Annotated in this window: 23 protein-coding genes and 4 tRNA genes; all 27 read right to left on the minus strand. The window is 55.5% G+C overall.

Going from position 1 to position 24,197, the window contains the following annotated elements; all coding sequences use genetic code 11:
* Positions 1-2 precede the first annotated feature (2 nt).
* Positions 3-335 carry a 50S ribosomal protein L22 gene (gene rplV / locus Q0V31_RS03480; protein WP_003210077.1) on the minus strand — a complete coding sequence of 111 codons (333 nt, stop codon included), beginning with the start codon at positions 333-335 and terminating at the stop codon, positions 3-5.
* Between the two features lie 11 nt (positions 336-346).
* Positions 347-622, minus strand: a complete 276-nt coding sequence (gene rpsS, locus Q0V31_RS03485; RefSeq protein WP_010486981.1) for a 30S ribosomal protein S19 — start codon at positions 620-622, stop codon at positions 347-349.
* Between the two features lie 16 nt (positions 623-638).
* Positions 639-1,463: a 50S ribosomal protein L2 gene (gene rplB / locus Q0V31_RS03490; protein WP_298184545.1), complete on the minus strand. Its 825-nt coding sequence runs from the start codon at positions 1,461-1,463 to the stop codon at positions 639-641.
* Positions 1,464-1,477: 14 nt separating this feature from the next.
* The gene (gene rplW, locus Q0V31_RS03495) at positions 1,478-1,777 is read right to left on the minus strand and encodes a 50S ribosomal protein L23 (protein ID WP_274087707.1); all 300 of its coding nucleotides are present in this window, start codon (positions 1,775-1,777) and stop codon (positions 1,478-1,480) included.
* Positions 1,774-2,376, minus strand: coding sequence for a 50S ribosomal protein L4 (gene rplD, locus Q0V31_RS03500; protein WP_274087706.1), 603 nt, complete (start codon positions 2,374-2,376; stop codon positions 1,774-1,776). Before rplD ends, rplW begins: the two co-directional genes overlap by 4 nt.
* 12 nt (positions 2,377-2,388) lie before the next feature.
* Positions 2,389-3,024, minus strand: coding sequence for a 50S ribosomal protein L3 (rplC, locus tag Q0V31_RS03505; RefSeq protein WP_298184548.1), 636 nt, complete (start codon positions 3,022-3,024; stop codon positions 2,389-2,391).
* 84 nt (positions 3,025-3,108) lie between these two features.
* Positions 3,109-3,420 carry a 30S ribosomal protein S10 gene (rpsJ, locus tag Q0V31_RS03510; RefSeq protein WP_010486970.1) on the minus strand — a complete coding sequence of 104 codons (312 nt, stop codon included), beginning with the start codon at positions 3,418-3,420 and terminating at the stop codon, positions 3,109-3,111.
* Between the two features lie 141 nt (positions 3,421-3,561).
* Positions 3,562-4,755: an elongation factor Tu gene (gene tuf / locus Q0V31_RS03515; protein ID WP_298184550.1), complete on the minus strand. Its 1,194-nt coding sequence runs from the start codon at positions 4,753-4,755 to the stop codon at positions 3,562-3,564.
* 30 nt (positions 4,756-4,785) lie between these two features.
* Positions 4,786-6,891 carry an elongation factor G gene (gene fusA, locus Q0V31_RS03520; protein ID WP_298184552.1) on the minus strand — a complete coding sequence of 702 codons (2,106 nt, stop codon included), beginning with the start codon at positions 6,889-6,891 and terminating at the stop codon, positions 4,786-4,788.
* A gap of 30 nt (positions 6,892-6,921) precedes the next feature.
* Complete coding sequence (gene rpsG / locus Q0V31_RS03525) at positions 6,922-7,392, minus strand: 30S ribosomal protein S7 (protein WP_073269011.1); 471 nt, start codon at positions 7,390-7,392, stop codon at positions 6,922-6,924.
* 120 nt (positions 7,393-7,512) lie between these two features.
* The gene (gene rpsL / locus Q0V31_RS03530; protein ID WP_003463319.1) at positions 7,513-7,884 is read right to left on the minus strand and encodes a 30S ribosomal protein S12; all 372 of its coding nucleotides are present in this window, start codon (positions 7,882-7,884) and stop codon (positions 7,513-7,515) included.
* 152 nt (positions 7,885-8,036) lie between these two features.
* Positions 8,037-12,236, minus strand: coding sequence for a DNA-directed RNA polymerase subunit beta' (gene rpoC / locus Q0V31_RS03535; RefSeq protein ID WP_298184557.1), 4,200 nt, complete (start codon positions 12,234-12,236; stop codon positions 8,037-8,039).
* Positions 12,237-12,300: 64 nt separating this feature from the next.
* On the minus strand, positions 12,301-16,374 hold the full coding sequence (gene rpoB / locus Q0V31_RS03540; RefSeq protein ID WP_298184559.1) for a DNA-directed RNA polymerase subunit beta: 4,074 nt from the start codon (positions 16,372-16,374) through the stop codon (positions 12,301-12,303).
* Positions 16,375-16,593: 219 nt separating this feature from the next.
* A complete protein-coding gene (gene rplL, locus Q0V31_RS03545; RefSeq protein WP_298184561.1) occupies positions 16,594-16,959 on the minus strand; it encodes a 50S ribosomal protein L7/L12 in 366 nt (121 codons plus the stop codon).
* Positions 16,960-17,038: 79 nt separating this feature from the next.
* Complete coding sequence (rplJ, locus tag Q0V31_RS03550; protein ID WP_298184563.1) at positions 17,039-17,539, minus strand: 50S ribosomal protein L10; 501 nt, start codon at positions 17,537-17,539, stop codon at positions 17,039-17,041.
* A 199-nt stretch (positions 17,540-17,738) separates the two neighbouring features.
* Complete coding sequence (rplA, locus tag Q0V31_RS03555; protein ID WP_274087698.1) at positions 17,739-18,434, minus strand: 50S ribosomal protein L1; 696 nt, start codon at positions 18,432-18,434, stop codon at positions 17,739-17,741.
* Entirely contained in the window at positions 18,434-18,865 is a 432-nt protein-coding gene (rplK, locus tag Q0V31_RS03560; protein WP_298184566.1) for a 50S ribosomal protein L11, read from the minus strand. Before rplK ends, rplA begins: the two co-directional genes overlap by 1 nt.
* 116 nt (positions 18,866-18,981) lie before the next feature.
* Positions 18,982-19,515, minus strand: a complete 534-nt coding sequence (gene nusG / locus Q0V31_RS03565; protein ID WP_298184568.1) for a transcription termination/antitermination protein NusG — start codon at positions 19,513-19,515, stop codon at positions 18,982-18,984.
* 9 nt (positions 19,516-19,524) lie between these two features.
* On the minus strand, positions 19,525-19,893 hold the full coding sequence (secE, locus tag Q0V31_RS03570; RefSeq protein WP_298184570.1) for a preprotein translocase subunit SecE: 369 nt from the start codon (positions 19,891-19,893) through the stop codon (positions 19,525-19,527).
* A gap of 43 nt (positions 19,894-19,936) precedes the next feature.
* A tRNA-Trp gene (locus Q0V31_RS03575) sits at positions 19,937-20,012 on the minus strand.
* Between the two features lie 54 nt (positions 20,013-20,066).
* A complete protein-coding gene (gene tuf, locus Q0V31_RS03580) occupies positions 20,067-21,260 on the minus strand; it encodes an elongation factor Tu (protein WP_298184550.1) in 1,194 nt (397 codons plus the stop codon).
* An 83-nt stretch (positions 21,261-21,343) separates the two neighbouring features.
* Positions 21,344-21,419, minus strand: a tRNA-Thr gene (locus Q0V31_RS03585).
* A 25-nt stretch (positions 21,420-21,444) separates the two neighbouring features.
* Positions 21,445-21,518: transfer RNA gene (locus Q0V31_RS03590), tRNA-Gly, on the minus strand.
* Positions 21,519-21,542: 24 nt separating this feature from the next.
* A tRNA-Tyr gene (locus Q0V31_RS03595) sits at positions 21,543-21,627 on the minus strand.
* A 141-nt stretch (positions 21,628-21,768) separates the two neighbouring features.
* A complete protein-coding gene (locus Q0V31_RS03600) occupies positions 21,769-22,440 on the minus strand; it encodes an SPOR domain-containing protein (RefSeq protein ID WP_298184572.1) in 672 nt (223 codons plus the stop codon).
* A 7-nt stretch (positions 22,441-22,447) separates the two neighbouring features.
* A complete protein-coding gene (locus Q0V31_RS03605; protein WP_298184574.1) occupies positions 22,448-23,194 on the minus strand; it encodes a pantothenate kinase in 747 nt (248 codons plus the stop codon).
* Entirely contained in the window at positions 23,184-24,155 is a 972-nt protein-coding gene (gene birA, locus Q0V31_RS03610) for a bifunctional biotin--[acetyl-CoA-carboxylase] ligase/biotin operon repressor BirA (protein WP_298190903.1), read from the minus strand. Before birA ends, Q0V31_RS03605 begins: the two co-directional genes overlap by 11 nt.
* Positions 24,156-24,197 lie beyond the last annotated feature (42 nt).

Below are 24,197 nucleotides of genomic sequence, written 5' to 3' on the forward strand. Positions count from 1 at the left end.
CGTTACTTGTCCGCAACCTTGACAGTGATATGGCAAGACCGCTTGACGATGCGATCAGCGCGGCCTTTGGCACGCGGCATGATTCGCTTCAGCGAACGCCCTTCGTTGACGAAAACGGTGCTGACCTTCAAGTCATCAACGTCTGCGCCTTCGTTGTGCTCGGCGTTGGCTACAGCCGACTCCAGCACTTTCTTAATGATCTCGGCGGCTTTCTTACTGCTGAAAGCCAGGAGGTTGAGCGCCTCGCCCACCTTCTTCCCGCGGATCTGGTCGGCGACCAAGCGGGCTTTCTGGGCGGAGATGCGAGCGCCCGACAACTTAGCGGCTACTTCCATTTCCCTACCCCTTAACGCTTGGCTTTCTTGTCAGCCACGTGCCCACGATAGGTACGAGTGCCGGCAAATTCGCCCAGTTTGTGGCCGACCATGTCTTCGTTCACCAGAACTGGGACATGTTGACGACCGTTATGTACAGCAATGGTCAAACCGACCATTTGCGGCAGGATCATGGAACGGCGCGACCAGGTTTTCACCGGCTTGCGATCGTTCTTTTCCACCGCCACTTCGATCTTCTTCAGTAGGTGAAGATCAATAAAAGGACCTTTTTTCAGAGAACGTGGCACTGTCGTATCCCTCTATTTACTTGCGACGACGGACGATCATGTTGTCGGTGCGTTTGTTACCACGAGTCTTCGCGCCCTTCGTCGGGAAGCCCCATGGAGACACCGGATGACGACCACCAGAGGTACGACCTTCACCACCACCATGTGGGTGGTCAACCGGGTTCATGGCAACACCACGAACGGTTGGGCGAACGCCACGCCAGCGCTTGGCACCAGCTTTACCCAGCGAACGCAGGCTGTGCTCGGAGTTCGAGACTTCACCCAGGGTCGCACGGCATTCAGCCAGGACTTTACGCACTTCACCGGAACGCAGACGCAGGCTCACGTAGACACCTTCACGCGCAATCAGCTGAGCCGAAGCACCAGCGGAACGAGCGATTTGCGCGCCTTTACCCGGCTTCAACTCGATACCGTGCACAGTGCTACCAACTGGAATGTTGCGCAGTTGCATGCTGTTGCCCGGCTTGATTGGAGCCATGATACCAGCGATCAGCTGGTCGCCAGCACTCACGCCCTTAGGGGCGATGATGTAGCGGCGCTCGCCGTCTGCGTAAAGCATCAGAGCGATGTGGGCAGTACGGTTCGGATCGTATTCAATACGCTCGACAGTGGCTGGAATGCCATCTTTGTCGTTGCGACGGAAATCGACCAAGCGGTAATGCTGCTTGTGACCACCACCGATATGACGGGTAGTGATGCGACCATTGTTGTTACGACCGCCAGTCTTCGACTTCTTCTCAAGCAGCGGAGCGTAAGGAGCGCCTTTATGCAGCTCCTGATTGACCACCTTGACCACAAAACGGCGGCCAGGGGAAGTCGGTTTGCATTTAACGATTGCCATGATGCACCCCTTCCTTACTCAGCACTGCTGGCGAAATCGAGATCTTGGCCTGGCTCAAGCGAAATGATCGCTTTCTTCCAGTCGTTACGCTTGCCCAGACCACGAGCGGTGCGCTTAGTCTTACCGAGAACATTCACGGTGTTGACAGCAGCAACGTTCACACTGAACAGGCTTTCGACGGCCTTCTTGATTTCCAGCTTGGTTGCATCAATTGCAACCTTGAAAACGAATTGGCTTTTTTTATCAGCCAGAAGTGTTGCCTTCTCGGAGATGTGCGGGCCAAGCAGCACTTTAAATACGCGTTCCTGGTTCATCCCAGCAGCTCCTCGAATTTCTTCACGGCAGATACGGTGACCAACACCTTCTCGTACGCGATCAGACTGACCGGATCGGAACCCTGCACATCGCGAACTTCAACGTGCGGCAGGTTACGTGCAGCCAGGTACAGATTTTCATCAATAGCATCGGACACGATCAACACGTCGGTCAGACCCATGCCATTGAGCTTGTTCAGCAGATCTTTAGTCTTCGGAGCTTCAACACTGAAGTCTTCGACAACGATCATACGATCAGTACGAACCAGCTCAGCAAGAATCGAGCGGATGGCCGCGCGATACATCTTCTTGTTCAGCTTTTGATCGTGATTCTGTGGGCGAGCCGCGAAGGTCACACCACCGCCACGCCAGATTGGACCACGAGTGGTACCCGCACGAGCACGACCGGTACCCTTCTGACGCCATGGACGCTTACCGCCACCGGACACATCAGAACGGGTTTTCTGCTGCTTGCTGCCCTGACGGCCGCCGGCCATGTAGGCCACAACTGCTTGGTGAACCAGGGTCTCGTTGTATGCGCCGCCAAAAGTGGCTTCGGATACTTCGATTGCTTGAGCGCCATTTACATTTAATTGCATGTCAGCTTCCCCTTAACCGCGAGCCTTGGCTGCCGGACGAACAACCAAGTTGCCGCCAGTAGCGCCAGGAACGGCACCCTTGACCAACAGCAGGTTGCGCTCAGCATCGACGCGCACTACTTCCAGGGACTGCACAGTCACGCGCTCAGCACCCATGTGACCGGACATTTTCTTGCCCTTGAATACGCGACCTGGAGTCTGGCACTGGCCAATAGAACCCGGAACACGGTGGGACACGGAGTTACCGTGAGTGTTGTCTTGGCCGCGGAAGTTCCAACGCTTGATGGTACCGGCAAAGCCTTTACCTTTGGACTGACCAGTGACATCCACCAGTTGACCAGCTTGGAATATTTCAGCGTTGATTACGTCGCCCGCCTGGTACTCGCCTTCTTCAAGACGGAATTCCATAACAGTGCGACCTGCCGCGACGTTCGCCTTAGCGAAGTGACCGGCTTGCGCCTTGCTGACACGAGAAGCGCGACGCTCACCGACAGTGACTTGCACTGCACGATAGCCATCGGTCTCTTCAGTTTTGAACTGAGTGACGCGATTCGGCTCGATCTCAATGACCGTAACCGGAATGGAGACACCTTCTTCGGTGAAAATGCGGGTCATACCGCACTTACGTCCGACTGCACCAATTGTCATGTTGTAACCTCATGAGTGTACGGGGCTTTCACCCGCTATGGCCGCCCATTTCAGAGCGTTACACGACTAAAACCTAAAGCGGTCTTAGCCGAGGCTGATCTGCACTTCCACACCAGCCGCAAGATCAAGCTTCATCAGCGCATCAACGGTTTTATCCGTCGGCTGGACGATGTCCAGAACACGCTTATGAGTACGGATCTCGAACTGATCGCGCGCGTCTTTGTTGACGTGCGGTGAAGTCAGTACGGTGAACCGCTCTTTGCGGGTAGGCAGAGGAATAGGACCACGCACCTGAGCACCAGTACGTTTCGCGGTTTCCACGATTTCCTGGGTTGATTGATCGATCAGGCGATGGTCAAAAGCCTTCAACCGAATACGGATTTGTTGGTTTTGCATTTTGACCTCAGATTCCAAGCTGCTATTCCCAACGGACGCAATACGCCCGTTAAAAGGAGGCGTGATTCTATAGACGCCCCTAGCAGGTGTCAACCCAATAAAAAAGCCCTCGCAAGCGAGGGCTTTTTCTTAAACCATCACTTACGCAATGATTTTGGCTACGACGCCGGCGCCGACGGTACGACCACCTTCACGAATGGCGAAACGCAGACCTTCTTCCATAGCGATGGTCTTGATCAGGGTAACGGTCATCTGAACGTTATCACCTGGCATTACCATCTCTACGCCTTCCGGCAGTTCGCAGTTACCGGTTACGTCGGTAGTGCGGAAGTAGAACTGAGGACGATAGCCCTTGAAGAACGGAGTGTGGCGACCGCCTTCTTCTTTGCCCAACACGTACACTTCTGCAGTGAAGGTGGTGTGTGGCTTAACCGAACCCGGCTTAACCAGAACCTGGCCACGCTCTACGTCGTCACGCTTGGTACCACGCAGCAGAACGCCACAGTTCTCACCAGCACGACCTTCGTCGAGCAGCTTGCGGAACATTTCAACACCGGTACAGGTGGTCTTGGTGGTGTCACGCAGACCAACGATCTCGATTTCTTCCTGGATCTTGACGATACCGCGCTCGATACGACCGGTAACAACAGTACCGCGACCGGAGATCGAGAACACGTCTTCGATTGGCATCAGGAACGGCTTGTCGATCGCACGAACTGGCTCAGGAATGTAAGTATCCAGAACCTCTACCAGCTTCTTAACAGCGGTAGTGCCCATTTCGTTGTCATCTTGACCGTTCAACGCCATCAGCGCAGAACCGATGATGATCGGAGTGTCGTCACCTGGGAAATCGTAAGTGCTGAGCAGATCGCGCACTTCCATTTCCACCAGCTCCAGCAGCTCGGCGTCATCAACCATGTCAGCCTTGTTCAGGAACACGACGATGTACGGAACACCTACCTGACGGGACAGCAGGATGTGCTCGCGAGTCTGTGGCATCGGGCCGTCAGCTGCAGAGCAAACCAGGATAGCGCCGTCCATCTGTGCAGCACCGGTGATCATGTTCTTCACATAGTCAGCGTGGCCTGGGCAGTCAACGTGGGCGTAGTGACGAATAGTGGAATCGTACTCAACGTGCGAAGTGTTGATGGTGATACCACGAGCCTTCTCTTCCGGCGCGCTGTCGATCTTGTCGAAAGCAACAGCGGCAGAACCGAATACTTCGGAGCAGACGCGAGTCAGAGCAGCGGTCAGCGTGGTTTTACCGTGGTCAACGTGACCAATGGTGCCAACGTTGACGTGAGGTTTGTTACGTTCAAATTTTTCTTTAGCCACGACAATTAACTCCTTGCCTAAAGGGCTGAATCAGCCTTGTTTTTTGGTTACAGATTCGACGATGTGCGACGGAGCTGTATTGTATTTTTTGAATTCCATAGAGTAGCTTGCGCGACCCTGAGACATGGAACGGACGTCGGTCGCATAACCGAACATCTCACCCAGCGGCACTTCGGCGCGGATAACTTTGCCGGAGACCGTGTCTTCCATACCCAAGATCATACCGCGACGGCGATTAAGGTCGCCCATCACGTCACCCATATAGTCTTCAGGGGTAACAACCTCTACCGCCATGATCGGCTCAAGCAACTCACCGCCACCCTTCTGGGCCAACTGCTTGGTTGCCATCGAAGCGGCCACCTTAAACGCCATCTCGTTAGAGTCGACGTCATGGTAAGAACCATCGAACACGGTAGCCTTCAGGCCGATCAGCGGATAGCCGGCAACAACACCGTTCTTCATCTGCTCTTCGATACCCTTCTGGATAGCCGGGATGTATTCCTTAGGAATCACACCACCCACTACTTCGTTCACGAACTGCAGACCTTCCTGACCTTCGTCAGCAGGGGCAAAGCGAACCCAGCAATGGCCGAACTGGCCGCGACCGCCGGACTGGCGAACGAACTTGCCTTCGATTTCACAGCTCTTCGTGATGCGCTCACGATAAGAAACCTGAGGCTTACCAATGTTGGCTTCGACGTTGAACTCACGGCGCATCCGGTCAACCAGGATGTCCAGGTGCAGCTCGCCCATGCCGGAGATGATCGTCTGACCAGTCTCTTCATCAGTCTTAACACGGAAAGACGGATCTTCCTGAGCAAGCTTGCCCAGAGCGATACCCATTTTTTCCTGATCGTCCTTGGTCTTAGGCTCTACGGCAACCGAAATAACCGGCTCCGGGAAGTCCATGCGAACCAGGATGATTGGCTTGTCAGCGTTGCACAAAGTTTCACCGGTGGTGACGTCCTTCATGCCGATCAAGGCCGCGATGTCACCAGCGCGCACTTCCTTGATTTCTTCGCGGGCGTTTGCGTGCATTTGCACCATACGACCCACGCGCTCTTTCTTGCCCTTAACCGAGTTGATCACGCCGTCACCGGAGTTCAACACGCCCGAGTAAACGCGGACGAAGGTCAAGGTACCCACGAATGGGTCGGTAGCGATTTTAAACGCCAGCGCCGAGAACGGCTCGTCGTCGGTAGCATGACGCTCCAACTCGATAGTCTCGTCATCCGGGTCAGTACCCTTGATGGCAGGAATATCGCTAGGCGCAGGCAGGAAGTCGATAACAGCGTCGAGAACCAGGGGAACACCCTTGTTCTTGAACGAAGAACCGCAAACAGCCAGAACGATCTCACCAGCGATAGTACGCTGACGCAGAGCACCCTTGATTTCCGCGATGGTGAGTTCTTCACCCTCGAGGTACTTGTTCATCAGCTCTTCATTGGCTTCGGCCGCAGCCTCAACCATGTTGCTGCGCCACTTCTCAGCGTCTGCCAACAGCTCAGCCGGGATATCCTTGCGAACAGGGACGGTACCCTTGTTAGCGTCGTCCCAGTAAACAGCTTGCATGTTGATCAGATCGATCTGGCCCTGGAAGTTGTCTTCAGAGCCGATAGCCAGCTGGATCGGCACCGGGGTGTGACCCAGACGCTTTTTGATCTGCTCAACTACGCGCAGGAAGTCAGCACCGGCACGGTCCATCTTGTTAACGTAAACAAGACGTGGGACGCCGTACTTGTTGGCCTGACGCCATACGGTTTCCGACTGAGGCTCAACGCCCGAGGTACCACAGAACACAACGACAGCGCCGTCGAGTACGCGCAGGGAACGTTCAACTTCAATGGTGAAGTCTACGTGGCCAGGGGTATCGATAACGTTGAAGCGATGCTCGTCCTTGTACTGCTTCTCGGAACCTTTCCAGAAGGCGGTGATAGCAGCAGAAGTAATGGTAATACCACGCTCCTGCTCCTGCACCATCCAGTCTGTGGTCGCGGCGCCATCATGCACCTCGCCCATCTTGTGGCTTTTGCCAGTGTAAAAAAGCACACGCTCTGTAGTAGTGGTTTTACCGGCGTCCACGTGGGCGCAGATACCAATATTACGGTAGCGGCTAATCGGGGTAATACGAGCCATAAAGCCCTCGCAAATTTAGAAGCGCGAAAATTAGAAGCGGTAGTGCGAGAAAGCCTTGTTGGCTTCAGCCATACGGTGCACGTCTTCACGCTTCTTAACTGCAGCACCTTTGCCTTCAGCGGCATCCAGCAACTCACCAGCCAAGCGCAGAGCCATAGACTTCTCGCCACGCTTACGGGCGTAATCTACCAACCAACGCATGGCAAGAGCATTACGACGGGACGGACGAACTTCGACCGGAACCTGGTAAGTAGCACCGCCTACACGGCGCGACTTCACTTCGACCAGCGGAGCGATGGCGTCGAGAGCTTTCTCGAAGATTTCCAGGGGATCGCTGTTCTTGCGCTCTTTAACCTTGTCCAAAGCACCATAAACGATACGCTCGGCAACGGCTTTCTTGCCGCTTTCCATCACGTGGTTCATGAACTTGGCCAGGATTTGGCTTCCGTATTTTGGATCATCAAGCACTTCGCGCTTGGCTGCTACACGACGTCTTGGCATGTGATAAGCCCTCAAACGGTCTTCAGGTTAGCCCGGGACTGCATCCGCTGCGGATGGACGCCCGACCTTACTCTTATCGACTCAGATAAATAGAAACACGTTATTCAGTACAAGCGCCGATTACTTCGGACGCTTGGTACCGTACTTCGAACGACCCTGCTTACGGTCTTTAACGCCGGAGGTATCCAGCGAACCGCGCACGGTGTGGTAACGAACACCTGGCAAGTCTTTTACACGACCGCCACGAATCAGAACGACGCTGTGCTCTTGCAGGTTGTGACCTTCACCGCCGATGTACGAGGAAACCTCGAAACCGTTGGTCAGGCGCACACGGCATACTTTACGCAGTGCCGAGTTAGGTTTTTTCGGCGTAGTGGTATACACGCGAGTGCACACACCACGACGCTGCGGGCAGTTCTGCAGCGCAGGCACGTCGGATTTCTCGACGATACGCTTACGCGGCTGACGTACCAGCTGGTTGATAGTTGCCATCTTAAGCTCCACTGTTGTCTTGCGACGCTATTACCCTACTAAACAAAATGGCAGAGCACGTGCCCTGCCAAATTTAGGGGTGCATGAGTCTAATGAGACTCACCGCCCCAGTCAAGACAAAGCCCCGCTACCGAAGTAGCAGGGCTTTGTACTTAATTACTGCTGAAGTTCAACGCTTCGGTCAGTGCAGCTTCCACTTCACTGGCGCTAACACGTACCGGCTTGTCGGCTTCACGCTTGCGCTTACGCTCAGCGTGGTAGGCCAGACCGGTACCGGCTGGGATCAGACGACCCACAACCACGTTTTCTTTCAGGCCACGCAGGTAATCGCGCTTGCCAGTAACCGCTGCTTCGGTAAGAACCCGAGTGGTTTCCTGGAAAGAGGCCGCCGAGATAAACGACTCGGTGGACAGCGACGCCTTGGTAATACCCAAAAGCACGCGGTTGTACTTGGCGATGAACTTATCGTCTGCTGCCAGACGCTCGTTTTCACCCAGCACCGCGGTCAACTCCATCTGGTCACCCTTGATGAAGGTGGAATCGCCCGACTCAGCCACTTCAACCTTGCGCAGCATCTGGCGCAGGATGGTTTCGATGTGCTTGTCGTTGATCTTCACGCCCTGCAAGCGGTACACGTCCTGAATCTCGTTGACGATGTACTTGGCCAGCGCGCTGACACCCAGCAAACGCAGGATATCGTGCGGGTCGCTCGGACCGTCGGAGATAACTTCACCCTTGTTGACCTGTTCACCTTCGAACACGTTCAGGTGACGCCACTTCGGAATCAGCTCTTCGTATGGATCGCTGCCATCGGTCGGCGTAATAACCAGACGGCGCTTGCCTTTGGTTTCTTTACCGAACGAAATGGTGCCGCTGATTTCCGCGAGGATCGACGCTTCTTTCGGGCGACGAGCTTCGAACAAGTCAGCAACGCGCGGCAGACCACCGGTGATGTCACGGGTCTTGGAAGTCTCTTGCGGGATACGAGCGATTACATCACCCACGCCCACCTGAGCACCGTTTGCCACACCCACCAGGGCGTTAGCCGGCAGGAAGTACTGAGCCGGTACGTCGGTACCTGGCAGCAGCAAATCTTTGCCATCTTCACCAACCATCTTCACCGCAGGACGAATGTCCTTGCCGGCAGCCGGACGATCTTTCGGATCGAGGACTTCGATGTTGGTCAAACCGGTCAATTCGTCGGTCTGACGCTTGATGGTGATGCCTTCTTCCATGCCCACGTAGGTCACGGTACCTTTCATTTCGGTAACGATCGGGTGGGTGTGCGGATCCCACTTGGCGACGATGGCGCCAGCGTCAACCTTGTCACCTTCCTTCACGGAGATAACAGCACCGTACGGCAGCTTGTAGCGCTCGCGCTCACGACCGAACTCGTCAGCAATCGCCAGCTCGCCGGAGCGGGAAACCGCCACCAGGTTGCCGTCGAGACGCTCAACGTGCTTCAAGTTGTGCAGACGAATCGCACCACCGTTTTTAACTTGTACGCTGTCAGCCGCCGAGGTCCGGCTAGCCGCACCACCGATGTGGAACGTACGCATGGTCAGCTGGGTACCCGGCTCACCGATCGACTGAGCAGCGATAACACCGACTGCTTCACCGATGTTGATCTGGTGACCACGAGCCAGGTCGCGACCGTAGCACTTGGCGCAGATGCCGTAGCGCGTTTCACAGCTGATCGGCGAACGCACGATAACTTCGTCGATGCTGTTCAGCTCGATGAACTCAACCCACTGCTCGTCGACCAAGGTGCCAGCTGGCACGATGACGTCTTCGGTGCCTGGCTTGAATACGTCACGGGCGATCACTCGACCCAGAACGCGCTCACCCAGCGGCTCTACCACGTCGCCACCTTCAATGTGCGGCGTCATCAGCAGACCGTGCTCGGTGCCGCAATCGATCGCGGTAACCACCAGATCCTGCGCAACGTCTACCAGACGACGGGTCAGGTAACCGGAGTTAGCAGTTTTCAACGCGGTATCCGCAAGACCTTTACGCGCACCGTGCGTGGAGATGAAGTACTGCAGAACCGACAGACCCTCGCGGAAGTTCGCGGTGATCGGCGTTTCGATGATCGAGCCGTCTGGCTTGGCCATCAGACCACGCATACCGGCGAGCTGACGGATCTGCGCAGCAGAACCCCGCGCACCGGAGTCGGCCATCATGTACATCGAGTTGAACGACTCTTGCTCAACGGTGTTGCCGTCGCGATCGACTACCGGCTCTTTCGAGAGGTTGGCCATCATCGCCTTGGAGACTTCGTCGTTGGCCTTGGACCAAAGGTCGATCACTTTGTTGTACTTCTCGCCCTGGGTTACCAGGCCGGAGGCGTACTGCGATTCGATCTCTTTAACTTCCTCGGTGGCGGCGTCAATGATGCGCGCCTTCTCATCCGGGATAACGAAGTCATTCACACCAATCGACACACCAGAGATAGTCGAGTAGGCAAAGCCGGTGTACATCAGCTGATCAGCGAAGATCACGGTGTCTTTCAAGCCAACGGTGCGGTAGCACTGGTTGATCAGCTTGGAGATCGCCTTCTTCTTCATCGGGTGGTTGACCACGTCATACGACAGGCCAGCCGGCACGATTTGGAACAGCAACGCACGGCCGACAGTGGTGTCGACGATACGGGTGTTCTTGGTGATGCTGCCGTCGCGATCTTTGATCACTTCATTGATGCGCACTTTAACGCGAGCATGCAGCGAGGCTTCGCCGCCACGGAATACGCGGTCAACTTCCTGCAGATCAGCGAACACACGACCCTCGCCTTTGGCGTTGATCGCTTCACGGGTCATGTAGTACAGACCCAGTACAACGTCCTGCGACGGCACGATGATTGGCTCACCGTTGGCTGGCGACAGGATGTTGTTGGTCGACATCATCAACGCGCGCGCTTCCAGCTGGGCTTCCAGCGTCAGCGGTACGTGTACGGCCATCTGGTCACCGTCGAAGTCGGCGTTGTACGCGGCGCAGACCAGCGGGTGCAGCTGAATCGCTTTACCTTCGATCAGCACCGGCTCAAACGCCTGGATGCCCAGACGGTGCAGGGTTGGTGCACGGTTAAGCAGCACTGGGTGTTCGCGAATCACTTCGGCGAGAACGTCCCAAACCTCTGGCAGCTCACGCTCAACCATCTTCTTCGCAGCTTTGATGGTGGTGGCGAGACCACGCATTTCCAGCTTGCCAAAAATGAACGGTTTGAACAGCTCGAGAGCCATTTTCTTCGGCAGGCCGCACTGGTGCAGACGCAGGGTTGGGCCCACGGTAATTACCGAACGACCGGAGTAGTCCACGCGCTTACCGAGCAAGTTCTGACGGAAACGACCTTGCTTACCCTTGATCATGTCAGCCAAGGATTTCAATGGACGCTTGTTCGAACCGGTAATGGCGCGACCGCGACGACCGTTGTCGAGCAGGGCGTCGACTGCTTCCTGCAGCATGCGCTTTTCGTTGCGCACGATGATGTCCGGCGCGGACAGGTCGAGCAGGCGCTTGAGGCGGTTGTTACGGTTGATTACGCGGCGATACAGATCGTTCAGATCCGAGGTCGCGAAGCGGCCACCGTCCAGCGGCACCAACGGACGCAGGTCTGGCGGCAGAACCGGCAGAACGGTCAACACCATCCACTCAGGCAGGTTGCCCGAACCGAGGAACGCTTCCATCAGCTTCAGGCGCTTGGACAGCTTCTTGATCTTGGTTTCCGAGTTGGTTTGCGGAATTTCTTCGCGCAAACGGCCAATCTCGTGCTCCAGGTCGATCGCGTGCAGCAGTTCGCGAACGGCTTCAGCACCCATGCGGGCGTCGAAGTCATCACCGAACTCTTCGAGGGCTTCGAAGTACTGCTCGTCGTTCAGCAGCTGGCCTTTTTCAAGGGTGGTCATGCCTGGATCGATAACCACGTAGCTCTCGAAATAGAGCACGCGCTCGATATCACGCAGGGTCATGTCCATCAGCAAACCGATACGGCTCGGCAGCGACTTGAGGAACCAGATGTGCGCCACTGGCGAAGCCAGTTCGATGTGCGCCATGCGCTCACGACGAACCTTGGCCAGGGCCACTTCAACGCCGCACTTCTCGCAGATCACGCCGCGATGCTTCAAGCGCTTGTACTTACCGCACAGGCACTCGTAATCCTTTACCGGGCCAAAGATCTTGGCGCAGAACAGGCCGTCACGCTCAGGCTTGAACGTACGGTAGTTGATGGTTTCCGGCTTTTTAACTTCACCGAACGACCACGAACGGATCATCTCAGGCGACGCCAACGCAATACGGATTGCGTCGAACTCTTCGACTTGACCCTGGTTTTTCAGCAAATTCAGTAGGTCTTTCAAGGCCTTTCCTCCTGGCGGAGCAGAGAGCGGGCTATGCAGCCGCGCTCTCGATTCGCGTCACGTGTTATTCGGTTTCCAGATCGATGTCGATACCCAGCGAACGGATCTCTTTGATCAGTACGTTGAAGGACTCGGGCATGCCCGGCTCCATACGGTGATCACCGTCCACGATGTTTTTGTACATCTTGGTACGGCCGTTCACGTCGTCCGACTTCACGGTCAGCATTTCCTGCAGGGTGTAGGCGGCGCCATAGGCTTCCAGTGCCCAGACCTCCATCTCCCCGAAGCGCTGACCACCGAACTGCGCCTTACCACCCAGCGGCTGCTGGGTAACCAGGCTGTAGGAACCCGTGGAACGCGCGTGCATCTTGTCGTCCACCAGGTGGTTCAGTTTCAGCATGTACATGTAGCCAACGGTAGTCGGACGCTCGAACAGGTTGCCGGTACGACCGTCAACCAGCTGCATCTGACCGCTCTCAGGCAGATCTGCCAGCTTGAGCATGGCCTTGATCTCAGTTTCCTTGGCACCGTCGAACACCGGGGTAGCCATTGGCACGCCGCCCTTGAGGTTGTGCGCCAGCTTGAGGATTTCCTGATCGCTCAGCTCATCCAGGCTTTCCTGACGACCACCGATCTCGTTGTAGATCTGCTGCATGAACTTACGCAGCTCGGCGACCTTGCGCTGCTCTTCGAGCATGCGGTTGATCTTCTCGCCCAGCCCTTTAGCCGCGAGGCCCAGGTGAGTTTCGAGGATCTGCCCAACGTTCATACGCGATGGAACACCCAGCGGGTTGAGAACGATGTCGACCGGCGTACCGTTGACGTCGTGCGGCATGTCTTCAACCGGCATGATCACCGAGACCACACCCTTGTTACCGTGACGACCGGCCATCTTGTCACCCGGCTGGATGCGACGGCGGATAGCCAGGTAAACCTTGACGATCTTCAGTACGCCTGGAGCCAGGTCATCGCCCTGCTGCAGCTTGCGCTTCTTGTCTTCGAACTTGTCGTCGAGCAACTGACGGCGGTCGGAGATATAAGCCTGGGCCTTTTCCAGCTGCTCATTCAGCGCATCGTCAGACATACGCAGCTTGAACCACTGGCCACGCTCGAGGCCGTCGAGGAACTCGTCGGTGACTTCTGCGCCCTTCTTCAGGCCAGCGCCGCCTTCGGCCTTCTTGCCAACCAGAGCAGAACGCAGACGCTCGAAGGTTGCACCTTCAACGATACGGAACTCTTCGTTGAGGTCCTTACGGATCTCGTCGAGCTGGCTCTTCTCGATCGACAGGGCACGCGCATCACGCTCAACGCCATCGCGAGTGAAGACCTGCACGTCGATAACGGTACCTTTGGTGCCAGTCGGCACACGCAGGGAGGTGTCTTTAACGTCAGACGCCTTCTCACCGAAGATCGCACGCAGCAGCTTCTCTTCTGGGGTCAGCTGGGTTTCGCCCTTCGGCGTCACTTTACCGACCAGAATGTCGCCAGGACCGACTTCAGCACCGACATACACGATGCCTGCTTCGTCCAGCTTATTCAGCGCAGACTCACCGACGTTCGGGATGTCGGAAGTGATTTCTTCCGAGCCGAGCTTGGTGTCACGCGCCACACAGGTCAGTTCCTGAATGTGGATAGTGGTGAAACGATCTTCTTGCACCACGCGCTCGGAGAGGCAGATGGAGTCTTCGAAGTTGTAACCGTTCCACGGCATGAACGCGACGCGCATGTTCTGCCCAAGCGCCAGCTCACCCATATCGGTGGACGGGCCGTCGGCCAGGATGTCGCTGCGCTCAACCTTGTCACCTTTGCTCACCAGCGGACGCTGGTTGATGCAGGTGTTCTGGTTGGAGCGGGTGTACTTAGTCAGGTTGTAGATGTCGACACCGGCTTCGCCAGTTTCAACTTCGTCGTCATTGACGCGAACTACAACACGGCTGGCATCCACCGAATCAATCACACCGCCACGACGTGCCACGACGCAAACGCCGGAGTCACGCGCCACGTTGCGCTCCATACCGGTACCTACCAGCGGCTTGTCAGCGCGCAGAGTCGGTACAGCCTGGCGCTGCATGTTCGAACCCATCAACGCACGGTTGGCGTCGTCGTGCTCGAGGAACGGAATCAACGAAGCAGCAACCGACACTACCTGCTTAGGCGACACGTCCATCAAGGTGACGTCTTCAGGCGCTTTAACGGTGAATTCGTTAAGGTGACGTACCGCCACCAACTCATCAACCAGCTGGCCTTTGTCGTTCATGGTCGCCGAAGCCTGGGCGATCACGTGATCGGCCTCTTCAATGGCGGACAGGAAGACGATTTCGTCAGTCACCAGGGTGTCTTTCACCACACGGTACGGGCTCTCGAGGAAGCCGTACTGGTTGGTGCGCGCATAGGCTGCCAACGAGTTGATCAGACCAATGTTCGGACCTTCCGGCGTTTCGATCGGGCACACACGGCCGTAATGGGTCGGGTGTACGTCCCGGACTTCGAAGCCTGCACGCTCACGGGTCAAACCGCCCGGACCAAGAGCCGAAACACGGCGCTTGTGGGTGATCTCCGAGAGTGGGTTGTTCTGGTCCATAAACTGCGAGAGCTGGCTGGAACCGAAGAACTCTTTAACGGCAGCGGCAACCGGCTTGGCGTTGATCAGGTCCTGCGGCATCAAGCCTTCGCTTTCAGCCATCGACAGACGCTCTTTGACCGCACGCTCTACACGCACCAGGCCAACGCGGAACTGGTTCTCGGCCATTTCGCCTACGCAGCGAACACGACGGTTACCCAGGTGGTCGATGTCGTCGACGATGCCTTTGCCGTTACGGATATCAACGAGGGTCTTCAACACCTCAACGATATCTTCCTTGCTCAGCACGCCCGAACCTTCGATCTCGGTACGACCGATACGACGGTTGAACTTCATCCGACCTACAGCCGACAGATCGTAACGCTCTGGGCTGAAGAACAGGTTGTTGAACAGGGTCTCGGCAGCATCCTTGGTTGGTGGCTCGCCAGGACGCATCATGCGATAGATCTCAACCAGCGCTTCCAGCTGATTGGTGGTGCTGTCGATCTTCAAGGTATCGGAGATGAACGGACCGCAATCGATGTCGTTGGTGTACAGCGTCTCGATGCGTACAACCTGAGCCTTGACCACATTGGCCAGGATTTCGACGTTCAGCTCGGTGTTGCACTCAGCGATGATTTCGCCGGTAGCCGGGTGCACGATGGCCTTGGCTGAGGTACGACCGATCAGGTAATCAATCGGTACTTCCAGCTCTTTAATACCAGCCTTATCCAGCTGGTTAATGTGGCGCGCGGTAATCCGGCGACCCTGCTCAACGATGACCTTACCCTTGTCGTCCAGGATATCGAGGACGGCAATCTCACCACGCAGGCGCTGCGGCACCAATTCCAGGTTAAGGGTTTCGCCCTTCACATGGAATACGTTGGTCGAATAGAACGCGTCCAGCACTTCTTCAGTGCTGTAACCCAGTGCGCGCAGCAGCACGGAAGCCGGCAGCTTGCGACGACGGTCAATACGCACGAACACGGCGTCTTTCGGGTCGAACTCGAAGTCCAACCAGGAACCGCGGTAAGGAATAATCCGTGCCGAGTACAGCAGCTTGCCCGAGCTGTGCGTCTTGCCACGGTCGTGGTCAAAGAACACGCCAGGGGAACGGTGCAACTGGGAAACGATAACGCGCTCGGTACCGTTGATTACGAAGGTACCGTTCTCGGTCATGAGCGGAATTTCGCCCATGTACACTTCTTGTTCCTTGATGTCCTTGATCGCTTTGTTCGACGATTCCTTGTCGAAAATGATCAGACGGACTTTGACTCGCAACGGCACGGCATAGGTTACGCCACGCAGCGTACATTCCTTGACATCAAAAGCCGGCTCGCCCAGGCGATAACCGACATACTCCAGAGCAGCATTGCCGGAATAGCTGATGATCGGGAAAACAGACTTGAAGGCCGCATGCAGGCCAATGTCGCGGAACTGGTCCTTGCTCGCCCCTGCCTGCAGGAATTCGCGATACGAATCCAGCTGGATGGCCAGGAGATAAGGCACATCCATGACATCCGGCAACTTGCTAAAGTCCTTGCGGATACGTTTTTTCTCAGTATATGAGTAAGCCATCAGCGTTCCCCAGCTTGGTCACCTGCTTATTTGGCCCCTCCGACGGGAGTTGCCAGAAACTCTTGCAAACCCTAAGTTTGCGCCGCCACATCGGGCGGGACTTTCACACCCCAGGCCAACCTATGATTAGCCGACCTAGAACGGAAAAAGGCCGGTGGCAAAAGCCACCAGCCATCAGCCTTACGCGAGTCGCTTCGGCTGTAGACGCAAGGTCGTCGCTTACTTAAGCTCGACTTTAGCGCCAGCTTCTTCCAAAGCAGCTTTGGCTTTGTCAGCTGCTTCTTTCGCAACAGCTTCCAGAACCATGGCAGGAGCGCCGTCAACTACAGCCTTGGCTTCTTTCAGGCCCAGACCGGTCAGTTCACGAACTGCCTTAATCACGTTTACTTTCTTCTCGCCGGCTTCAAGCAACATCACGTTGAATTCGGTTTGCTCTTCAACAACAGCAGCGGCAGCAGCTGGGCCAGCAGCGGCAACAGCAGCGGTAACGCCGAAGGTTTCTTCCATTGCTTTGATCAGTTCAACAACTTCCAGAACAGTTTTCTGGCCGATTGCTTCGATGATTTGCTCGTTAGTCAGAGACATGACTTTAAATCCTGTATTGGGGTGACAGCCTACGCAGCCATCAAATTAAACATATGATTTTGAAAGAACTGTTGATGCCTTAGGCAGCAGCAGCTTCTTTCTGGTCGCGAATGGCCGCCAGAGTACGAGCCAGCTTGCTGGTAGCGCCTTGGATCACGCTCATCAGCTTCGCAATAGCTTCGTCGCGAGTCGGCAGCGAAGCCAACACGTCGATCTCGTTTGCTGCGAGGAACTTGCCCTCGAACGCAGCTGCCTTGATCTCGAACTTATCCTGACCCTTGGCGAACTCTTTGAAAATACGAGCAGCAGCGCCCGGATGTTCCTTGGAGAATGCAATCAGGGTCGGGCCTTTGAACACGTCGTTGAGGACAGCATAATCTGTGCCTTCAACAGCGCGCTTGAGCAGGGTATTACGTACAACGCGCACGTATACACCAGCCTCGCGGGCCTCTTTACGGAGTCCGGTCATAGCGCCTACAGTCACACCGCGTGCATCAACCACGACAGCGGACAGAGCGACTTTGGCAGCCTCGTTGACTTCAGCGACGATGGCCTTCTTGTCTTCGAGTTTAATTGCCACGGGTTTAACTCCTGCTTGTTACCGTTTCATCTAGCCGAAGCTGGATGTCGTTTTGGTGTCTGATTCGGTAAGAATCGGGAGCACCATCTGCGTAGGCTTTAAGTTTAAGACTTGCGCCACCTACGGTCTTGGATAGCCCCCGCAAAGCAGGGACCCCAAAGTGTCGAAGTGGCGCAATCGCTTGCGCCACTTCTATGCCTTACGCGTCGAGCGAGCCTTGATCAATGATCAGACCTGGACCCATGGTGGTGCTCAGGGTTACGCGCTTGACGTAGATACCTTTCGAAGTCGATGGCTTCAGACGCTTAAGGTCCGAAATCAGCGCTTCAACGTTCTGCTTCAGCTTCTCAGCGTCGAAGCCGACCTTGCCAACGGAACCGTGGATAATGCCGTTCTTGTCAGTACGGAAACGCACTTGACCTGCCTTGGCATTCTTCACAGCAGTAGCAACGTCAGGAGTAACGGTACCGACTTTCGGGTTAGGCATCAGGCCACGTGGACCGAGCACTTGACCCAACTGACCAACAACGCGCATCGCATCCGGGGAAGCAATAACCACGTCATAGTTCAGGTCGCCGCCTTTCATTTCAGCAGCCAGATCGTCCATACCTACGCGATCAGCGCCGGCAGCCAGAGCGGCTTCAGCAGCCGGGCCCTGAGTGAACACAGCAACACGAACGCTTTTGCCCGAACCATTCGGCAGCACGGTAGCGCCACGCACAACTTGGTCAGACTTACGCGGATCAACACCAAGGTTAACAGCGATATCTACGGACTCAGAGAACTTGACTGCCGACAGCTCAGCCAGCAGGGCGGCCGCTTCAACGAAGTTGTATGCCTTACCAGCTTCAACCTTCTCAGCGATTGCCTTTTGACGCTTGGTCAACTTAGCCATTACACACCCTCCACGTTGAGGCCCATGCTACGAGCGGAGCCGGCGATAGTACGCACAGCAGCGTCCATATCAGCAGCAGTCAGATCAGCCTGTTTAGTCTTGGCGATCTCTTCCAGCTGAGCACGAGTTACGGTGCCGACCTTGACGGTGTTCGGACGAGCCGAACCGGCGGTCAGACCAGCAGCCTTCTTCAACAGAACCGCAGCAGGCGTGCTTTTGGTTTCAAAGGTGAAGCTACGGTCGCTATAGACAGTGATGATCACTGGAGTCGGCAGACCCGGCTCAAGGCCCTGGGTACGGGCGTTGAACGCCTTGCAGAATTCCATGATGTTCACGCCATGCTGACCCAGAGCTGGACCGACAGGTGGCGACGGGTTGGCTTGTGCAGCCTTTACTTGCAGCTTGATATAAGCCGTGATTTTCTTAGCCATGAGCTACTCCAGTTTTGGGTTCTAGCGCCTTGCGGCTCCCCAGTTATTACCTATTTATCCCAGTGACGACAAAACCCCGCAGCCCAGGGCTGCGGGGTAAGGGATGCTTATGTCAGTTATGCCTTTTCGACTTGACTGAACTCCAGCTCGACCGGTGTAGAGCGACCAAAAATAGTCACTGCCACCTGGATGCGGCTCTTTTCGTAGTTAACTTCTTCTACAACACCGCTGAAATCGGCAAACGGACCATCAGTCACGCGCACCATCTCACCCGGCTCAAACAGTGTTTTCGGCTTCGGCTTATCACCACTGTCAGCAACTCGACGCAGAATCGCATCCGCTTCTTTTTCAGTGATCGGCGCCGGCTTGTCAGCAGTACCACCAATGAAGCCCATGACGCGCGGGGTGTTCTTGATCAAGTGCCAAGTCGCCTCGCTCATTTCCATCTGGACTAACACGTAACCAGGAAAGAACTTGCGCTCACTTTTGCGCTTCTGACCATTGCGCATCTCTACCACTTCTTCGGTAGGCACAAGGATTTCGCCAAACACATCTTCCATACCGGCGAGCTTTACGCGCTCGAGCAACGAACGCATAACATGCTTCTCGTAACCCGAGTAAGCATGCACTACATACCAACGCTTAGCCACGGGACACCCTTAACCGACAATCAACGAAACAAGCCAACCAAGCAGGGAATCTAGCCCCCACAACAACAGCGCCATAACCAAAACAACAGCCACAACGATTAGAGTTGTCTGCGTGGTTTCTTGGCGAGTAGGCCAAACGACCTTACGAATTTCGACGCGCGCTTCTTTTGCCAGAACCCAGAAGGCCTTACCTTTTGAGGTCTGCAGGGCAATCACGCCTGCCAATGCCGCAACCACCAGCAAAGCCAGAACACGATACAAGATGGGCTCAGCAGAGAAATACTGATTACCAACCACGCCTACAACTACCAGAGCAGCAACTAAGAGCCACTTCAGCAGATCAAAGCGAGAGTCTTTGGCTTCAGCCTTAACATTCATCTACTAGTATCCTGTAAAAAGACGCGCCAAATTCTATTGAATATGGCAGGTCAGGAGGGAATCGAACCCCCAACCTACGGTTTTGGAGACCGTCGCTCTGCCAATTGAGCTACTGACCTAAAAACTGAATCAGGCCGACCATTATGCCGGCCCGATCAAAACAGATCAATCGATTACGCGATGATCTTTGCTACGACGCCGGCGCCGACGGTACGACCGCCTTCACGAATGGCGAAACGCAGACCTTCTTCCATAGCGATGGTCTTGATCAGGGTAACGGTCATCTGAACGTTATCACCTGGCATTACCATTTCTACGCCTTCCGGCAGTTCGCAGTTACCGGTTACGTCGGTAGTGCGGAAGTAGAACTGAGGACGATAGCCCTTGAAGAACGGAGTGTGGCGACCGCCTTCTTCTTTGCCCAACACGTACACTTCTGCAGTGAAGGTGGTGTGTGGCTTAACCGAACCCGGCTTAACCAGAACCTGGCCACGCTCTACGTCGTCACGCTTGGTACCACGCAGCAGAACGCCACAGTTCTCACCAGCACGACCTTCGTCGAGCAGCTTGCGGAACATTTCAACACCGGTACAGGTGGTCTTGGTGGTGTCACGCAGACCAACGATCTCGATTTCTTCCTGGATCTTGACGATACCGCGCTCAATACGACCGGTAACAACAGTACCGCGACCGGAGATCGAGAACACGTCTTCGATTGGCATCAGGAACGGCTTATCGATCGCACGAACCGGCTCAGGGATGTAAGTATCCAGAACCTCTACCAGCTTCTTAACAGCGGTAGTGCCCATTTCGTTGTCATCTTGACCGTTCAACGCCATCAGCGCAGAACCGATGATGATCGGAGTGTCGTCGCCTGGGAAATCGTAAGTGCTGAGCAGATCGCGCACTTCCATTTCCACCAGCTCCAGCAGCTCGGCGTCATCAACCATGTCAGCCTTGTTCAGGAACACGACGATGTACGGAACACCTACCTGACGGGACAGCAGGATGTGCTCGCGAGTCTGTGGCATCGGGCCGTCAGCTGCAGAGCAAACCAGGATAGCGCCGTCCATCTGCGCAGCACCGGTGATCATGTTCTTCACATAGTCAGCGTGGCCTGGGCAGTCAACGTGGGCGTAGTGACGAATAGTGGAATCGTACTCTACGTGCGAAGTGTTGATGGTGATACCACGAGCCTTCTCTTCCGGCGCGCTGTCGATCTTGTCGAAAGCAACAGCGGCAGAACCGAATACTTCGGAGCAGACGCGAGTCAGAGCAGCGGTCAGCGTGGTTTTACCGTGGTCAACGTGACCAATAGTGCCAACGTTGACGTGCGGCTTGTTACGCTCAAACTTTTCTTTAGCCATTTTGACTGCCTCCGAGAGAAGAATTAACTCAGCATCACCGCCATAAAACAAAGGCAGATACTTGCATATCTGCCTTTATTAGATGGAGCTCATGAGCGGACTCGAACCGCTGACCTCACCCTTACCAAGGGTGTGCTCTACCAACTGAGCTACATGAGCAAAACACAATGCAAGAGCAGAAAACTGGAGCGGGTAGCGGGAATCGAACCCGCATCATCAGCTTGGAAGGCTGAGGTTCTACCACTAAACTATACCCGCTCAATTTACAGCTCTTGCTAAATCTGGTGGAGGGAGAAGGATTCGAACCTTCGAAGTCGATGACGTCAGATTTACAGTCTGATCCCTTTGGCCACTCGGGAATCCCTCCAAACGGGGCGGCATTCTCATTCGATGCCGACCTACTGTCAAGCAATTTCTCATTAAAAAACCTGAGGTTAGCTACATTGACAGCAACCCTGCAGAGCACTTGTAAGCGCCACCCTGCTGAGCGGGCGCCATTCTATGCATTCTACAAAGACCTTGCAACCCCCTCGCACGGCATTAATTGCTGTTCTAAGCCTTTGAAGTCAAAAGCTAAACGTTGCAACACCGAATCATCCGCCAAACGCCGACTTTGCGGGGATACGCGCACCCAGAAACTACGATGCGCACGGGTCAATTCGCGCAATGACGGCTCATAGCCAGCGTCCCGCAGGCGCTGCATAACACTCTGTGCCGAATCACTGCGCGGAAAGATACCCAGGGAAATACCATTGGCTAAGTCGCCCTGAGTAATGATGTAGCTATCTATTTTCCTTGCCTGCAGCTCACGCAGCTGACGTAGCGAAGCTTGCCGCGAGGCCAAAGGCGGCAGGTAGACCCAATAATCAACCCCGGCCGCTGCATCCATGCTCTGCACTCGCGATTGAATATCCAGACTAAGCAAGCGCTGCTCGACCGCCGACGCATCCGCCATCAACTCAAAACTGCCGAGAAACAAGCACACCGCCTCAACAGGCTGCGCCTCCACCCGCTCTCTGCGTGCCGGCGCACTCGACTCGCTCAACAGACGGATGTCGCGCTTACTGCCTTGAGCCATGTTAAGTGGCGCAATTTCGGTAACACGCAACGGCGCCTGCTGCTGATGCCAAACGTAATAGAACAAATTCAGCACAATTAACCACAAGAACATCCAGCGCATGCAGACCTCAATCGATGGGGCAAGCGATCGCCAAGCCGATAAATACCAAATCAGGCACAACTCGCGCGCCCGGAATTACATCCCTCACCAAGGCAGCATCCCCCCCCGTAAGGAACACATGGAAATCCCCCCCAAAGAGCTCGGCCGCCATGCTTGCCTGTCCAGCCACAAAGCCACGCAACATCAATAAGCAGCCACGCTCCACAGCCTGCGCAGTTGCACGCCCAGGCAGCAACTCCTCAAGCGCCCTGACAGCCTCACGACTGTCGTAGCGCGTTCGCCGCGTATGGGTGCGTAACTCCGTCCGCATCAAGGGCACACCAGGGCAGATATAACCCCCGAGATGCTCACCATCCGCACCGACGAAATCAGAGGTGACGGCGGTGCCGAGGTCGACAACCAGACAAGCCTTGCGCGACAACTGATAGCCACCGACCACCGCAAGCCAACGATCAAGCCCGAGGCGCTCAGGCTGCTCATAACCGTTACGCACACCTGCTAAAGATACTGTGGATTGAGCACAGCAACACTTAACAGCAAAGGCTTGCTCAAGCAGCGAGACTAACTGGGCAGTTTCTTCATCGCTGCGCACACTTACTAAGCGACAGGCACGCAGATACACACCCTGCTTGCGGACAACCTCTATAAGCGCCTGATCAGACTCAACTACACCACCCGTACTGGCTGCAGTATTGCAACCACTGAGCAGGCGCCACTTTATTAGGGTATTACCGCAGTCGAGTTCAAGAATCATCACGCAGCCTCAAGCTAATCTCACCACCACTAAAGCTTCGCTCAATCCCATCAACGCATAATTGAATGGCTCCAGAATGATCTACCCCTAAAACCTTACCCTCTACAGGCTCAGCACCTGCTGTTATCGAAACCGTTCGCCCCCGCCAGAGGTGACTAGCCTGCCACTCATCACGCAGCGCGCCAAAGCCAGTACGCAACTGTATTTCCAAGTAGCGCGACAACTGCTTATTCAGCTCACTAACCAGCTCGTTCCTGTTTAACGGACGCCCTAGCTCTGCGCACATTGAGGTCCACGGCTGATCAATACTCGCTGACCCAGCTGCCAGCATGTTCACATTTAAGCCAATTCCAATGACCACATGACAAACATCCGCGGGATCACCCGACAGCTCCAATAAAATTCCCGCCAGCTTACGCTCACCAACCAGCACATCATTGGGCCATTTCAGCCCAGCCTCGACCACACCAAACCCGCGTATAACCTGGAGCAGCGCCAAGCCCACAGCCAGACTCATGCCCTCAAGCTGACGCATACCACCGTCGACACGCACGACTAGGCTGTAATACAGATTCTCGCCAAAAGGACTGACCCAACTGCGCCCGCGCCTTCCCCGACCACTTGTTTGCCGCTCTGCCAATACATAGAACGGTAGCGCAGGCACTGGCGGCCCAGCCAGCAGTCGCAGCGCCTCAGCATTGGTCGAGCCCACACTTGGCATGACACAAGCCCGCCACTGCGGAGACTCCGCCTGGGCCGCCAACCAATCAGCATCCAGCAGCTGTAAAGGCGCCGCCAGCCTATAGCCACGCCCTCGCACCTTATGCAGCGGCAATGACAACTCGGCCTGAAGAACCTTTAGTTGTTTCCATACCGCCGAACGACTGACACCCAAAGCAGCACCGAGCTCCTCGCCAGAATGGAAGCGCCCGTCTTGAAGAAGCCTTAACAATGCAAGCATTAGAATCCCGCCACGCAATAAGGCACGCATGATAACGACGCA

The organism is uncultured Pseudomonas sp. (assembly GCF_943846705.1).
Classification (GTDB): Bacteria; Pseudomonadota; Gammaproteobacteria; order Pseudomonadales; family Pseudomonadaceae; genus Aquipseudomonas.